The 15,534-nt window shown below is 69.6% G+C and carries 9 protein-coding genes and 1 pseudogene; 8 read left to right on the forward strand and 2 right to left on the reverse strand.

The genetic code is table 11. The features are described 5' to 3' along the window. Positions 1-69: 69 nt before the first annotated feature. From ACYVAG_RS06535 to ACYVAG_RS06545, 3 genes are read left to right on the forward strand one after another with little or no spacing between them, the layout of a single operon-like run. Positions 70-4,935 carry an NAD-glutamate dehydrogenase gene (locus ACYVAG_RS06535; protein WP_460768149.1) on the forward strand — a complete coding sequence of 1,622 codons (4,866 nt, stop codon included), beginning with the start codon at positions 70-72 and terminating at the stop codon, positions 4,933-4,935. Continuing rightward, positions 4,932-5,768, forward strand: a complete 837-nt coding sequence (locus tag ACYVAG_RS06540; protein ID WP_460768150.1) for a PHP domain-containing protein — start codon at positions 4,932-4,934, stop codon at positions 5,766-5,768. Before ACYVAG_RS06535 ends, ACYVAG_RS06540 begins: the two co-directional genes overlap by 4 nt. Positions 5,769-5,802: 34 nt before the next feature. Continuing rightward, positions 5,803-6,267, forward strand: coding sequence for an S-ribosylhomocysteine lyase (locus ACYVAG_RS06545; protein WP_460768151.1), 465 nt, complete (start codon positions 5,803-5,805; stop codon positions 6,265-6,267). A gap of 18 nt (positions 6,268-6,285) precedes the next feature. Here the strand turns inward: ACYVAG_RS06545 and ACYVAG_RS06550 are convergent, their stop codons facing one another. Both ACYVAG_RS06550 and ACYVAG_RS06555 read right to left on the reverse strand, forming a co-directional pair. Further along, entirely contained in the window at positions 6,286-7,998 is a 1,713-nt protein-coding gene (locus tag ACYVAG_RS06550) for an AMP-binding protein (protein ID WP_460768153.1), read from the reverse strand. A 130-nt stretch (positions 7,999-8,128) separates the two neighbouring features. After that, positions 8,129-9,791 (reverse strand): annotated as a pseudogene (locus tag ACYVAG_RS06555) (DEAD/DEAH box helicase). A gap of 96 nt (positions 9,792-9,887) precedes the next feature. Here ACYVAG_RS06555 and ACYVAG_RS06560 point away from each other — a divergent pair. From ACYVAG_RS06560 to ACYVAG_RS06580, 5 genes are all read left to right on the forward strand, one after another. Further along, complete coding sequence (locus ACYVAG_RS06560; protein WP_460768154.1) at positions 9,888-10,409, forward strand: hypothetical protein; 522 nt, start codon at positions 9,888-9,890, stop codon at positions 10,407-10,409. 136 nt (positions 10,410-10,545) lie between these two features. Then, positions 10,546-11,259: a ferritin-like fold-containing protein gene (locus ACYVAG_RS06565; protein WP_460768155.1), complete on the forward strand. Its 714-nt coding sequence runs from the start codon at positions 10,546-10,548 to the stop codon at positions 11,257-11,259. A gap of 180 nt (positions 11,260-11,439) precedes the next feature. Then, positions 11,440-12,423, forward strand: coding sequence for an ABC transporter permease (locus tag ACYVAG_RS06570; protein WP_460768157.1), 984 nt, complete (start codon positions 11,440-11,442; stop codon positions 12,421-12,423). A 1-nt stretch (position 12,424) separates the two neighbouring features. Further along, positions 12,425-13,369: an ABC transporter permease gene (locus tag ACYVAG_RS06575; protein WP_460768158.1), complete on the forward strand. Its 945-nt coding sequence runs from the start codon at positions 12,425-12,427 to the stop codon at positions 13,367-13,369. After that, positions 13,366-15,465: an ABC transporter ATP-binding protein gene (locus ACYVAG_RS06580; RefSeq protein ID WP_460768159.1), complete on the forward strand. Its 2,100-nt coding sequence runs from the start codon at positions 13,366-13,368 to the stop codon at positions 15,463-15,465. The genes ACYVAG_RS06575 and ACYVAG_RS06580 overlap by 4 nt, the downstream gene beginning before the upstream one ends. Positions 15,466-15,534 lie beyond the last annotated feature (69 nt).

Below are 15,534 nucleotides of genomic sequence, written 5' to 3' on the forward strand. Positions count from 1 at the left end.
CGGGCGGTCCACAAGACCCCGCCCCGGGTGAAGAGATCCACAAGATCGGAACGCAGCGAAGTGACAGTCATGCAGCCCACCAAGGACCGCGACGTCCGGGGCAAGGAGTCGAAGATCGCCGAGGTCGCCGACCTCGGAGCCGAGCGAGCCCAGGAGATCATGGGGGCCGACCCCGACCAGGTGCGCACCTTCGTCGGCCACTATTTCCGCCACGTCGACGCTGCCGACGTCGTCGACCGCGACACCCGCGACCTCCTGGGTCTGGTGAACAGCCACGTCACGCTGGCCGGCACGCGCGCCGACGCGAGCCCCAACGTGCGGGTCTTCCGCCCGGTGCGCGACGCCGACGGCTGGGAGGTCGGTGCGGCCGTCGTGCAGGTCGTGACCAACGACCTGCCGTTCCTCGTCGACACCGTGTCGATGGAGGTCCTGCGCCAGGGCTGGAACATCCGCGAGGTGTTCCACCCCCAATACGTGGTCCGCCGCGACGCCGTCGGCGGGCTCGAGGCCATCGTGCACAGCGCCGCCGCGTTCACCGACCCCATGACCACGCGCGAGTCGTGGATCCACCTGGAGGTCGATGCCCCGCTGTCCGACGAGCCGTTCGAGGACGTCGCGCGCGAGCTCGAAGAGGGCCTGCGCCGCGTCATCGGGTCGGTCGAGGAGGCCGTCGAGGACTGGCAGCGCATGCGTGCCAAGATGAGCGAGACCGTGCGCCTCCTCGAGGCGATGCGCTACGAGATCCCGTGCCCGGAGTCCGAGCGCGACACCGCCGAGGAGTTCCTGACCTGGTTGGGGGAGAACCACTTCACGTTCCTGGGGTATCGCGAATATCGCCTGACCGGCGAGGGGGAGAACCGCGCGTACGCGCCCGTACCCACGACCGGGCTCGGCATCCTGCGCGCCGATGCCGACGAGAAGGACGCCTTCCACGCGCTGCCGCCCACCGACGACCGGCCGCTGCTGATGGTGGTGACCAAGGACAACGTGAAGTCGACGGTCCACCGGCCGTCCTACCTCGACTATGTCGGCGTCCGCCTGTTCGACGGTGACGGCCACGTGGTGGGGGAGCGACGCTTCCTCGGCCTGTTCGCGGCGTCGGCCTACACCGACTCGGTCAAACGCATCCCGATGCTGCGCGCGAAGGCCGACCGCATCCTGCGCAACTCCGGCTATGACCCCGATTCCCATGGCGCCAAAGCCATCGAGGCCGTGGTCGAGTCCTATCCGCGCGACGAACTGTTCCAGACCAAGGCCGACGTGCTCAGCCCGGTCATCGAGCAGATCTCACGGCTGCGGGAACGCCGCCAGGTGCGCGTCTTCGCGCGCCGCGACACCTACGGGCGGTTCGCGTCGTTCCTCGTCTATTTCCCGCGGGACCGCTACAACACCGCCGTCCGCCAGAAGGTCGAGCGCGTCCTGATGGATCGCCTCGGTGGGGCGTCCGTCGAGTTCCAGGCGCGCGCCAATGAGTCGATCCTGGCGCGCCTGCACTTCGTCGTACGCATGGCCCCGGGCCAGCGGGTCGGCGACATCGACCTCGTCACGCTCGAGACCGACGTGACTGCGGCCGTGCGCAGCTGGGACGACGACTTCGCCGCCCAGGTCGCCGACGGCGGCATCGGCGGCCACCTCGCCGCGGTGGCCCAGGCGCTGCCCGAGGGCTACAAGGAGGACTTCTCCGCCCGTCACGCCGTGATGGACCTGTCGGCGCTCACCGGTCTCGGCGACCAGCGCGCCATGGACATGGTGCTGTACACCCCCGACGAGGAGGCCGACGAGGCCGACCTGCGCTTCAAGGTCTTCCGCCGCGGCGCGTCGATGTCGCTGTCGCAGGTGTTGCCCCACCTCACGCGGCTCGGCGTCGACGTGATCGACGAGCGGCCCTACGAGATGAACGTGCCGGGTGTCGGGCGGGCCTACGTCTATGACTTCGGGCTGAAGGTGCCGGGCGGCGAGGCCGCGCTGGCGTCGTGGACGCCGGAGGCGCGCCAGCGTTTCGGTGAGGCGTTCGAGGCGGCGTACGCGGGCCAGGCCGAGTCGGACCTCCTGCATGGGCTCGTGCTCAGCGCGGGGCTCGACTGGCGTGAAGTGACGTGGCTGCGGACGATCTCGCGCTACCTCCAGCAGGCCGGGACCACCCACTCGCAGGCCTACATCGCGCAGGCGCTGCTGGCGAACGTCGAGATCGCGGCCGACCTCGCGGCGCTGTTCCGCACCAAGTTCGATCCGGCCGGCTTCACCGACGACGACGAGCGCCACGCCGAGGTCGCGCGCCTTGTCGACCAGGTGACTGCCGCGCTCGACGACGTGGCGAGCCTCGACCACGACCGCATCATCCGGTCGTTCCTGGCGATCATCGGCGCGACGATCCGCACCAACGCGTTCCGCGACGACGCCCAGGCGATGGCCATCAAGCTGCTTCCGCGTGAGTTGAAGGACCTGCCGGAGCCGAGGCCGGCGTACGAGATCTTCGTGTGCTCGCCGCGCCTCGAAGGGGTGCACCTGCGCTTCGGCGACGTGGCGCGCGGCGGCCTGCGCTGGTCCGACCGCCGGGAGGACTTCCGCACCGAGGTGCTCGGTCTGGTGAAGGCCCAGATGGTGAAGAACACCGTCATCGTGCCGGTCGGCGCGAAGGGCGGGTTCTTCCCCAAGCAGCTCCCCGATCCCGGGGTGGACAGGAATGCGTGGTTCGAGGAGGGGCGCGCGTCCTACAAGGTGTTCATCAACTCCCTGCTCGACGTGACCGACAACATCGTCGAGGGTGAGATCGATCCGCCGCGGAACGTGGTGCGCTACGACGGCGACGACCCCTATCTCGTGGTGGCGGCCGACAAGGGCACGGCGACGTTCTCCGACACGGCCAACGAGATCTCGACGACGCGCGGGTTCTGGATGGGTGACGCGTTCGCCTCGGGTGGCTCGGTGGGCTATGACCACAAGGCCATGGGCATCACGGCCCGCGGCGCGTGGGAGTCGGTCAAGCGCCACTTCCGCGAGATGGGCGTGGACTGCCAGACCGAGGACTTCACCTGCGTCGGCATCGGCGACATGGCCGGTGACGTGTTCGGCAACGGAATGCTGCTCAGCAAGCACATCCGGCTGGTCGCGGCGTTCAACCACCAGCACATCTTCCTCGACCCCACCCCCGACGCGGCGTCGTCGTGGGAGGAGCGCCGGCGCCTGTTCGACCTGCCGAGGTCGTCGTGGAGCGACTACGACGCGTCGCTCATCAGCGAGGGCGGCGGCATCCATTCGCGCCAGGCCAAGTCGATCCCGATCACGCCGCAGGTGCGCGAGGCGCTCGGCATCGACGACGACGTCACCGCGCTGCCGCCGACCGAGCTGATCTCGGCGATCCTGACGTCGCCGGTCGACCTGCTGTGGAACGGCGGCATCGGCACGTACGTGAAGGCCGCCACCGAGACCCACACCGAGGTCGGCGACAAGGCCAATGACGTGCTGCGCGTCAACGGCGAAGACCTGCGCTGCAAGGCGATCGGCGAGGGCGGCAACCTCGGGTGCACCCAGCTCGGCCGCATCGAGTACGCGATGGCCGGCGGTCGGGTGAACACCGACTTCATCGACAACTCGGCGGGTGTCGACACCTCCGACCACGAGGTGAACATCAAGATCCTGTTGCAGAACGAGGTTGCGGCCGGTCGCCTGACGATGGAAGAGCGCAACGTCCTGCTGGGATCGATGACCGACGAGGTCGCCGAGCTGGTGCTGGCGCACAACTACGACCAGAACCTGGCGCTGGCGAACGGCGTGTTCCAGGCGGCGTCGATGGCGGGCGTCCACGAGCGCTGGATGGCCGAGCTGGAGCGCATCGGGCTGCTCGATCGTGGCATCGAGTTCATGCCGTCGACCGAGGAGATGGGCCGGCGCATGGCCGACGGACGCGGGCTGACGGCACCGGAGCTGTCGACCCTGCTGGCCTACACCAAGATCCACCTGGAGCAGCAGATCCTCGCCTCCGACCTGCCGGACGATCCCTATCTGGCCGACCGGCTGGTGCAGTATTTCCCGGCGGCGCTGCGGGAGAAGTACGCCGCCGTGATGCCGGAGCACCGGCTCCACCGCGAGATCATCACCACGGTCGCGGTGAACCGCTATGTGAACTCGTCCGGCATCACGGGGTTCCACCGCATGGTCGACGAGACCACCGCGTCGGCGCCCGACATCATCCGGGCCCAGCTCGCGGCGCGGTCGATCTTCAAGGTCGGGCTCCACGAGGTGCAGACCCAGCGGCTCGACAACGAGCTCGACGCCGACGTGCAGACCCGCGTACGCCTCGAGCTGCGCAACCTGGTCGAGCGCGGCGGCCGCTGGATCCTGATGAACCGGCCGACGCCGCTCGACGTCCAGGGCGCGCTCGACCAGTTCACCGAGGGCGTGCAGGAGGTCAAGGCGAACCTGGCGTCGGTGCTCAGCGGGCGGCCGCTGGAGCTGTTCGAGCGGCGCCACTCCGAGCTCGCCGAGGCGGGCGTACCCGACGACCTGGCGCGCGTGGTGGCGGGGACGCCGCTGCTCTATCAGGCGCTCGGCATGGTGCAGAACGCCCAGGCGCTCGACCGCGACGTGCTCACGGTCGCGCGCATCCACTTCGCACTCGCCGACGAGCTCGGCCTCGACCGCCTGCTGAGCCAGATCTCGGCGCTCCCGCGCCAGGACCACTGGGACTCGATGGCGCGGGCGGCGCTGCGCGACGACCTGCTGCAGGTCCACGCGCAGATCACGGCGGAGGTGCTGCGATCGCACGGCTCGGCCGCGGTCGACGCGGACGACGTGGACGAGGTCGTCACGGGCTGGGTGGCGGCGGCGCCGCGCGGCCAGGCCGCGCGCGACACCATCGCGTCGGTGATCGAGGGTCGGGCCGACGTGGCGCGCCTGTCGGTCGGGCTGAGGACGGTCAGGTCGCTGCTGCCGTGAGGATCGATCTCCACACCCACTCGTCGGTCTCCGACGGCACCGATCCGCCGGAAACGCTGGTGCGCAAGGCGAAGGCGGCCGGGCTCGACGTGGTGGCGCTGACCGACCACGACACGTTCGCGGGCCTGCCGGAGGCCGAGGCGGCGGGGCATGAGGCCGGCGTGGTCGTCGTGCCCGGCATGGAGATGTCGACGACGCTCGACGGGCGGTCGGTGCACCTGCTGGCGTACGGGATGGACGTGACGGACGCACCGTTGCTCGCCGAACTGGAGCGCATCCTCGAGGGGCGCGACGGGCGCCTGCCGGCGGTGCTCGCGCTGCTGGCCGGGCTCGGCATGGAACTGACGGAGGACGACGTGCGCGCCCAGGCCGGTTCTGCGCCGGCGCTGGGGCGGCCGCACATCGCCGATGCGCTGGTGGCGAAGGGATTCGTCGCCGACCGCACCGAGGCGTTCGACCGCTTCCTGCACGACGGCGGCCCGGCCCACGTGGAGCGGTATGCCTGTGACCTCGAGCGCGGCATCGCGCTGGTGCGGGGAGCGGGGGGAGTCCCGGTGATCGCGCACCCGTGGGGGCGCGGGTCGCGGGGGGTGCTGACGGCCGACGTGCTGGGGTCGCTCGTGCGCGACCACGGGCTGGCGGGTTTCGAGGTCGACCACCACGACCACGGGCCCGAGGCGCGGGAGACGCTGCGTACGCTCGCGCGGGACCTGGACTGTCTGGGGACGGGCTCGTCGGACCACCACGGGCTCGGCAAGGTCGACCACGAGCTGGGCAGCAACCTCACCACGCCACAGATGTACGCGCGGCTCAGGGAGCTGCTGGGACGGTGAGGTCTCGAGGGTCGTGGTCGGGCAGACTGGCCCCATGACCGAACGCATGAACGTGGAGAGCTTCAACCTCGATCACACCGCCGTGGCCGCGCCCTATGTGCGCGTCGCCGACGTCAAGCGGCTGCCGCAGGGGGACGTGCTGACCAAATACGACGTGCGGTTCTGCCAGCCCAACAGCGAGCACCTCGAGATGACGGCCATCCACTCGATCGAGCACACGTTCGCCGAGAAGTCCCGTGACCACAGCGATGCCGTGATCGACTTCTCGCCGATGGGCTGCCAGACGGGCTTCTATCTGATCATGAGCGGCGAGCCCGACATCGACCAGGCGATGGGCCTCGTCGAGGCCGCGTTCAGCGACATCCTCACCGCGACCGAGGTGCCCGCGGCCAACGAGGTGCAGTGCGGGTGGGGCGCCAACCACTCGCTCGCCGACGCGCAGGCCGCGGTGCGGGCCATGCTCGACCGGCGCGCCGAGTGGGCGCAGGTCATGGCCTGAGCCGTTCGGCCCACCGTCTCACAGCCCCAGCAGCTGCGCCGCGCTGGCGCGCATCTCGACCTTGCGTACCTTGCCGGTGACGGTCATCGGGAAATCGTCGACGACGAGCACGTATTTCGGGATCTTGAAGTTCGCGAGCTGCCCGGTCGCGAACTCCCGGATCGCCGCCGCGTCCAACTGCTTGCCGTCGCGGGTCTTGAGGAACGCGCACAGCTCCTCGCCGTATTTCTCATCGGGCACGCCGACGACCTGGACGTCGGTGACGTCGGGGTGGGCGTACAGGAACTCCTCGATCTCGCGGGGGTAGATGTTCTCGCCGCCGCGGATCACCATGTCCTTGATGCGGCCGACGATGGTGAGACAGCCGTCCTCGCGCATCACCGCGAGGTCGCCGGTGTGCATCCACCCGTCGTCGTCGATCGCCTCGGCGGTCTTTCGGGGCTCGTTCCAATAGCCGATCATGACCGAATAGCCGCGTGTGCAGAACTCGCCGGTCTCGCCGCGGGGGAGCGTCTCGCCCGTCGCGGGGTCGACGACCTTCACCTCGACGTGGGGGTGGACGCGCCCGATCGTGGCGGTGCGGCGCTCGACGTCGTCGTCCATCGCGGTCTGGGTCGACACGGGCGAGGTCTCGGTCATGCCGTAGGCGATCGACACCTGCGCCATGTGCATGTCGCTCATGCAGCGCTTCATGACCTCAATGGGGCAAGGGGATCCCGCCATGATGCCGGACCGCAGCGACGACAGGTCGAAGTCGGCGAACGACGGCAGGTTCTGTTCTGCGATGAACATCGTCGGCACCCCGTGGAGGATCGTGGCCCGCTCGTCCTGCACCGCCTGCAGGCAGCTCTCCGCGTCGAACGTCGGCGCGGGCTGGATCATCGTCGCCCCGTGGGTGGTGCACGCGAGGTTCGACATGACCATGCCGAAGCAGTGATAGAGCGGCACGGGATAGACCAGCCTGTCGGCCTCGGTCAGCCCGATCCCTTCACCCACGAAGAATCCGTTGTTCAGGATGTTCGTGTGCGACAGCGTGGCGCCCTTCGGATAGCCCGTCGTCCCCGACGTGTATTGGATGTTGATGGGATCGCCGGCCTGCAAGGAATCGGAGGCCTCGCGCACGCGCTCGATCGCCACGGAATCCTTGCGCGCAAGGAAATCGGTCCAACTGGACACGGTGAGGTCGCCGGCGGCGTACGCGTCGGGAAGCGCGGCGGCAGGGTCGCCCGGCTCGCCGAACAGCACCACGCCGCGCAGGAAGTGGGCCTGCGGGGCGACCTCGGTGATCATGGCCGCGTACACCGACGTCTTGTAGGCCTGCGCCGCGACCAGGAGCGAGCACTCGGACTGGTTCAGCGCGTACGCGAGCTCGTGGGTCCGGTAGGCCGGGTTGATGTTGACCAGGATGATGCCGAGCCTCGCCGTCGCGTACTGAAGCAGGACCCACTCGGCGCAGTTGGGCGACCAGATGCCGACGCGATCGCCCGTGCTCACGCCGGCCGCGATCAGCGCCCGGGCGACGTCGTCGACGTCGCGGTCGAGCTCACGGTAGGTCCAGCGGCGGCCCGTCCACCGCTCGACGAGCGCCTCGCGATCACCGTGGGCGGCCACGGTGGCCTCGAAGTTCGCGCCGATCGTCTCGGTCAGCAGGGGCACGTCGGTCGGGCCGGCGGCGTAGGACAGGGTCGGGTCCTCCGGGGTCGGGCCAGAGGAGGTCGCTTCGTTGCGCATGGGGCACAACGTAATGGCCGTCACACCGAAACGGCACCCCCTGTTCGGGGGTGCCGTGGTGGCTTCGACTCGCTGGCGCTCGCTCAGCCAGCGTGGGCGGTGGGCGCTCGCTCAGCCGGCGTGGGCCGGTTCAGCCCGCCTGGTCCTCCGCGGTGCTCTCGCCGTCGCCCCCACCGCTGCGGCGGCGACGGCGGCGGCGCGGCTTGCGGGCCTCGCCGTCGACCGGGGCGACGCCCTCCACCGCGCGCTGCGGCGCGGACTCGGCGGGCACGGACGCCTCGGAGCCCTCGGCGACCGTCTCGCCGTTGCGCGTACGCCGGCGCGAGCGATCGCGACGCGGGCGCTCCTCACGCTTGCGCTCGGTGCCCTGTTCGCGCTCGCGGTCGCGGCGCGGGGGAGCGGGCTCTTCGTCCTTGAGACGGCCCTTCGTGCCCGCCGGGATGTCCATGTCGCTGAACAGGTGGGCCGACGTCGAATAGGTCTCCACGGGCTCGTCGAACGACAGGCCGAGGGTCTTGTTGATGACCTTCCAGCGCGTCGTGTCGGCCCAGTCGACGAAGGTGACGGCGATGCCCTTGGCGCCGGCGCGGCCCGTGCGGCCGATGCGGTGGACGTAGGTCTTGTCGTCGTCGGGGCACTCGTAGTTGATGACGTGGGACACGCCGGCGACGTCGATGCCGCGCGCGGCCACGTCGGTCGCCACGAGCACCTTGATCTTGTCCTCGCGGAACTTCTTCAGCGCGCGCTCGCGCGCCTCCTGGCGCAGGTCGCCGTGGATCGGGGCCGCGTTGAACCCGCGGGCCTCGAGGTCGTCGGCGACGCGCTGGGCCGACCGCTTCGTGCGGCAGAAGATGATGACCTTGCCCACGTCATCGGCCTGCAGGATGCGGCCGACGATCTCGGGCTTGTCGAGGTCGTGGGCCTGGTAGATGTATTGCGTCGTCAGCGGCACCGTCGTCAGGTCGTCGTGGTGCTCCGCACGGATGTTGACCGGCTGGGTCAGGTGGGTGCGGGCCAGCGAGGCGATGGCTGACGGCATGGTGGCCGAGAAGAGCAGCGTCTGGCGCGAGTCGGGCGTCTGGGCGATCAGGCGCTCGACGTCGGGCAGGAAGCCCAGGTCGAGCATCTCGTCGGCCTCGTCGAGCACCATGACCTTGATGTGGCGCAGGTCGAGCGCGCGGCGGTTGACGAGGTCGAGCAGGCGGCCCGGCGTACCGACGACGACGTCGACGCCGTCGCGCAGCGCGTCGAGCTGGGGGTCATAGCCCACGCCGCCGTAGACGGTGAGCACGCGCGCGCCCAACACCGACGAGGCCACGGCGAGGTCCTTCGACACCTGCAGCGCGAGCTCGCGCGTCGGCGCGACGACGAGGGCCTGCGGCGCGACGCCCGGCTCGTTGTCGACGGTGATGCGCTGCAGCAGCGAGATGCCGAACGCCAAGGTCTTGCCGGTGCCCGTGCGGGCCTGGCCGATCATGTCGGTGCCGGCGACCGCGATCGGGATCGACATCGACTGGATGGGGAACGGGTGGGTGATGCCGACCTGCTCCAGCGCCTCGCAGATCGAGGGCAGCACGCCCAGGTCGGCGAACGTCTGGCGGGGGTCTTCGATGGGCTGGTCATCAGTCACGAGCTCGGCCGCGACGATGTCAGAGATGTCCTCGGACAGGATCCTGTTTCCTTCTGTGGGTCCCGGACCCGTCAGGACCCGGCGTGGAACGTGTGTCGCGGTGCAGCGCCGAAGGGCGCCGGGCGACCGCCGACAGTACGCGGGATCGCGTACGCCTGGCCATTCTAGCGCGAAAAGGGCGAGAACCCGGGAACACCCGGGGGAGGTGGGTGCATCGCAGGGGTCCGAAGCAGTACCCGAGAGCATGAAGGAGAAGACCATGAGAAGGACCATCCTCGCCCTCGCGACCGCCGGAGCCGCCGCCGCGGCGACGCTGACCGGCACGTCGGCGCACGCGGGGGAGCCGAACCCCGTCATCGAGGCTCCCGGCCCCGTGGCGTTCGCGTCGCCGACGGGCAACCTCGGCTGCACCATGGACGCCGAGAAGGGGGTCACCTGCAACGCTGACGAACGTCAGTGGGAGACGCCGCCCCGCGACTGTGAGCCCGGCACCAGCGCCGGTGTGCTCAGGCTCGCCCAGGTCGGCGCCGGAGGCTGCGCAACCCAGGCGGGCCAGGCGTTGGCGCACGAGGGGACAGCGCCGACGGCGTGGTGGAGCGGCCACCCGAACGCCGGGCACCGCATCGACTGGCACGGCGCGCCGACCGTGGCGCTGAACTATGGCCAGACCATCAAGGTCGCAGAGTTCCAGTGCTCGTCGGCCGAGGCCGGCATCACCTGCCTCAACCAGGAGACCGGTGGGCGCCTGGAGATCGCGAAGGAGGCGTACAGGCTGGGCTGACGGCCGCGTACGCCCGCTCCCCGGCGTGTCCCGTGTGCACGAATCGCGGCGACACGCCGGGGCGGGCACCCAACCCGTGCAGTCGGGTGCGCAAGTTGCGTGAGTGGGGAGCGGAGCGACCTCCTACGATGGCGGCATGTCAGAGCAGCCTGCGCTCACCCCCGAGCCCTCCACTCCCGAGCCGTCCACTCCCGATGTCTATCGCGACGGCGCCGTCGACCTGCTCGGCGTCCTCGCCTACGGCGAGCTGACCGCGTTCCAGCGCCTCGCCGAGGACGCCGACGGCGCCCCGACCCTCGCCGACCGCGTCATGGTGTCGTCGATGGCGGCGGTGCAGTTCAACAACTTCGACCGCGTACGCCAGCGCCTGCTCGACCTCGACGCCGACGTGATGGACGTGATGGAGCCGTTCCACAAGGCGTTCGACGCCTACCACGCGTTCACCAAGCCCCACTCGTGGCTCGAGGGCCTCGTCAAGACCTATGTGGGCGACGGGTTCGCGGCCGACTTCTATCGGGAGGTGGCCGCGTACGTCGATCCCGAGACCCGCGACCTCGTCTTCGAGGTGCTGGCCGACGAGCGCGCGTCGGACTACATCGTGGGCCGCGTACGCCAGGCCATCTCCGAGGACCCGACGGTGGGCGGCAAGCTGGCCCTGTGGGGCCGCCGGCTGGTCGGGGAGGCGCTCACCCAGGCCCAGCGCGTCGCCGTCGACCGCGAGGCGCTGACCGCGCTGCTGTCGGGCTCGGCCGACCGTCCGGGGCTCGACCTCGCGGCCATCGGGCGCATGCTCACGCGGCTCGTCGAGAATCACCAACTGCGCATGGATCGTCTGGGTCTGGCGTCCTGAGTTCTGAGTTCTGACAGTTTGATAACGCTTCGGCACCGGGTGCTGTCAATCTGCCCAGACGAGGACTAGTTTCGCGTCACCGCAACGACGCGGTGGAAGAAATCCCCGACCGAAGGTGGAGACGGGCCCTGCGACCCAGGGCGCGGGTGACGCCGGGAAGAAGCGCGTAGGCCACCCCCTATGTTCAAGTACCTCATGCAACGGGTCGTCACCTGGATCATCATGATCTTCGCGGCGACGAACCTGACCTACTTCTTGGCGAACTGGGCCCTGGACCCCGAGTCCAACTATGCCGACCGGCGACCCCCCATCCCCCCGCAGCAGCTGGACCGGATGCTGCGTGAATACAACCTGTCGGAGCAGCAGCCGATCCTCGAGCGCTGGTGGACCTGGATCAGCGGCATCTTCCTCCACTGGGACTGGGGCAAGTCGCCCATCGGCGACCCCATCAACAACCAGATCTCCTACCGCATCTGGATCTCCTTCGAGCTGATGCTCCTGGCCACGGTCCTCACCGTCGTCATCGGCGTCGCGATCGGAGTGTTCACCGCGTCGCGGCAGTACAAGGCGGGGGACCGCTTCTTCCAGTGGACCTCCATCATCGCGATGAACATCCACGTGGTCGTGGCCTCGCTGATCGTCGTGCTGCTCGGCATCCGCTTCAACAAGCTGGTCGGCACCACGGTGTTCTACGTCGCGGGCTCGGAGTCGCCGACGCCCAAGGAGGGTTTCGCGAAGTTCGTCGACGTGATCCAGCACCTCGCGCTCCCCACGGTCGCCCTCGTGCTGATCGGGTATGCGTCCTACCACTTCCTCCAGCGGGCGCTGCTGCTCGACAACATCGGCGCCGACTTCGTCCGCACCGCGCGGGCCAAGGGCCTCACCAAGGCCGAGGCCATCCGCCGCCACGCCCTGCGCGCCTCGATCATCCCGGTCGCCAACTCGGTCGCCTTCTCGATCCCCGGCATCTTCTCCGGCGCCGTGATCACCGAGACCCTGTTCGCCTGGAAGGGCATGGGCTCCTATTTCATCGAGACCCTGAATAAGAACGACATCCACGGCGTCGTCGCGGTCGCCGCGTTCGGCGCCCTCATGACCGCGATCGGCGCAATCCTCGCCGACATCGCGCTGGTCGTCCTCGATCCGAGAGTGCGGGTGAACTGACATGGTCATGCAGAACCCCGAGGTGCTGGCCACCACGGCCGACGCCGAGAACGATCCGGGCCCGCTCGGCCCCGTGCCGCCCAAGCGCCGCCCCGGCGGCCGCCTGCGGCTCTATGTGCGCCGCTTCTTCCGCAACAGGATGGCCTGCGTCGGCGTCGTGATCTTCCTGCTGCTGGTGCTCTACAGCCTGGTGGGCCAGATGCTCACGAAGTTCGGCCCCACCGACACCGACTTCATGGCGCTCGGCGAACCGCCGGGCCCCGTGCACTGGTTCGGCACGAACGACGCCGGCAACGACGTCTTCGTCCAGAGCGTCTATGGCCTGCGCCGCTCGCTGATGATCGCCCTCACGGTGTCGCTGTCGGTGACGGTCATCTCGGCCATCATCGGCTCGCTCGCCGCGTTCTTCGGCGGCCGCATCGAGAAGGTCATCCTCAACATCATCAACTTCCTGCTGATCCTGCCGACGTTCCTGATCCTCGCGCTGCTGTCGAGCAAGACCAGCGGCCAGTGGCAGATCCTCGTGATCATCCTCATCGCCACCGGCTGGATGTATCAGGCCCGCGTGGTCTGGTCGCTCGCCACCTCGCTGCGCGAGCGCGACTACGTCACCGCGGCCCGGTTCATGGGCGTGCCCGCCCTGACCAACGTCGTGCGCCACATCATCCCCAACATCGGCTCGCTGCTCGTGATCAACTTCGCCCTCGGCGTGATCACGACCGTGATGGCCGAGACCGGCCTGTCGTTCCTCGGCTTCGGTGTGAAGATCCCCGACGTGTCGCTCGGCACCCTGCTGGGCGAGGGCGTCGCGTCGGTCTATGTCTCGCCCTGGCTGTTCTACGTCCCCGCCGGCATCGTCACGCTGCTGACGGTCTCGATGGCCTTCATCTCCGACGGCCTGCGCGACGCCCTCGACCCGAACTCGGCCGCAGGAGGTCGCGCATGAGCACCAGCGTGGAGTCCAACCCCTGGGCCGAGCCCGCGGCGCCGGCCGGCGGCCCCGTGCTGTCGGTCCGCGACCTGTGCGTCACCTTCCCCTCGGAGGCCGGCCGCGTCGACGCCGTACGCGGGGTCAGCTTCGACCTGCACGCCGGGCGTACGCTCGCCATCGTCGGCGAGTCCGGCTCCGGCAAGTCGGTGACGTCGCTGGCGATCATGGGGCTGCTGCCCGACACCGCCCGCGTGACCGGCTCGGTGATGCTCGAGGGCAGCGAGATCCTCGGCCTGAGCGACAAGAAGCTGTCCGACATCCGCGGCAAGAAGATCGCCATGGTGTTCCAGGACCCGCTGTCGTCGCTGACCCCGGTGTTCAGCGTCGGCGACCAGATCGTCGAGGCCCTGCGTACGCACGATTCGAAGATCTCCAAGCAGGCCGCGTGGAAACGCGCGGTGGAACTGCTCGACCTGGTCGGCATCCCGAACCCGAGTGAGCGGGTGCGGTCGTTCCCGCACGAGTTCTCGGGCGGCATGCGCCAGCGCGTGGTCATCGCCATCGCGATCGCCAACGACCCCGACGTGATCATCGCCGACGAGCCCACCACGGCGCTCGACGTGACGGTGCAGGCCCAGATCCTCGACGTGCTCGACAAGGCCCAGCGCGAGACCGGCGCCGCGGTGATCATGATCACCCACGACATGGGTGTCGTCGCGGCGACCGCCGACGACGTGGTCGTGATGTATGCGGGCAAGCCCGTGGAACAGGCGCCCGTACGCGAGGTCTTCCGCCACCCGCAGATGCCCTACACCGTGGGCCTGCTCGGCGCGATTCCTCGTCTGGACACCGATTCCCGCGATCCGCTGGTGCCGATCAAGGGCAACCCGCCGCTGCTGATCGACCTGCCGGCCGGCTGCCCGTTCGCGCCGCGCTGCCCGGTGGCGATCGACGCGTGCCGGGTCGAGGAGCCCGAGCTGCGGCCGGCGCTCAGCGGCGACCACCGCGTCGCCTGCATCCGCTCGGGCGAGATCCGCGACGGGGCGATCGACGGCAGGCCGCTCTATCCGCTGCCCGAGCGGCCCGAGGGCGTGCTGGCCGACGTGCCGCGCGACGAGCGGCCGACGGTGCTCGAGGTCAAGAACCTGACCAAGGTGTTCCCGCTGATGAAGGGGTCGCTGTTCAAGCGGCGCGTGGGCTCGGTCCACGCCGTCAACGGCCTCGACTTCGAGATCAAGCGCGGCGAGACCCTGGCGATCGTCGGCGAGTCGGGCTGCGGCAAGACCACGACGCTGCTCGAGATCATGTCGCTGCTGGCGCCGGAGAACGGCGAGCTCGTGCTGGACGGGACCTCGGTCGGCTCCCTGCGGTCGAGCGCGGAACGTCGTGAGCTGCGACGCAACGTGCAGATGGTGTTCCAGGACCCGATGGGCGCGCTCGACCCGCGTCTGACGGTGCAGGAGATCATCGCCGAGCCGCTGACCGCAGTGGGGGAGAAGGCCGACGCCGCCCACGACCGGGTGACCGAGCTGATGGCGCTCGTGGGACTCGACCCGACCCACGCCGAGCGGTTCCCCGGTGCGTTCTCGGGCGGCCAGCGGCAGCGCATCGGCATCGCCCGAGCGCTCGCGACCAACCCGAAGCTGCTCGTGCTCGATGAGCCGGTCTCCGCCCTCGACGTGTCGATCCAGGCGGGGGTGATCAACCTCCTCGACGAGCTGCAGGCCAGGCTGGGGCTGTCGTACCTGTTCGTGGCCCACGACCTGTCGGTCGTGCGCCACCTCGCCGACCGCGTGGCCGTGATGTATCTCGGCCGGTTCGTCGAGCACGGCGACGTCGACAAGGTGTTCGCCGACCCGCAGCACCCCTACACGCAGGCCCTGCTGTCGGCCATCCCGGTGCCCGACCCCGACGACCCGCGCAACCACGACCGGATCGTCCTCAAGGGCGACCTGCCGAGCCCCACCGACGACCGCGAGGGCTGCCGGTTCGCCGGGCGCTGCCCCCTGCGGGCCACCCTGCCGGAGGCGGACCGGGAGCTGTGCACGTCGCAGACCCCGCCGCTGCACGGGAAGGAGGCGGACCACGTCAATGCCTGTCACTTCCGCTGACGGCATCCGCGCACTACACCTTTCACCCGCATCACGCTTTTCACCCGCACCACCCATGGACCCGGGGCG

This window comes from Mariniluteicoccus flavus, assembly GCF_054776655.1.

Bases quoted from the DNA above. Each gene is read 5' to 3' on its own strand.
- ACYVAG_RS06535 (WP_460768149.1), top strand. From the start codon at position 70: ATGCAGCCCACCAAGGACCGCGACGTCCGGGGCAAGGAGTCGAAGATC.
- ACYVAG_RS06545 (WP_460768151.1), top strand. From the start codon at position 5,803: ATGACCGAACGCATGAACGTGGAGAGCTTCAACCTCGATCACACCGCC.
- ACYVAG_RS06550 (WP_460768153.1), bottom strand. From the start codon at position 7,998: ATGCGCAACGAAGCGACCTCCTCTGGCCCGACCCCGGAGGACCCGACC.
- ACYVAG_RS06560 (WP_460768154.1), top strand. From the start codon at position 9,888: ATGAGAAGGACCATCCTCGCCCTCGCGACCGCCGGAGCCGCCGCCGCG.
- ACYVAG_RS06565 (WP_460768155.1), top strand. From the start codon at position 10,546: ATGTCAGAGCAGCCTGCGCTCACCCCCGAGCCCTCCACTCCCGAGCCG.
- ACYVAG_RS06570 (WP_460768157.1), top strand. From the start codon at position 11,440: ATGTTCAAGTACCTCATGCAACGGGTCGTCACCTGGATCATCATGATC.
- ACYVAG_RS06575 (WP_460768158.1), top strand. From the start codon at position 12,425: ATGGTCATGCAGAACCCCGAGGTGCTGGCCACCACGGCCGACGCCGAG.
- ACYVAG_RS06580 (WP_460768159.1), top strand. From the start codon at position 13,366: ATGAGCACCAGCGTGGAGTCCAACCCCTGGGCCGAGCCCGCGGCGCCG.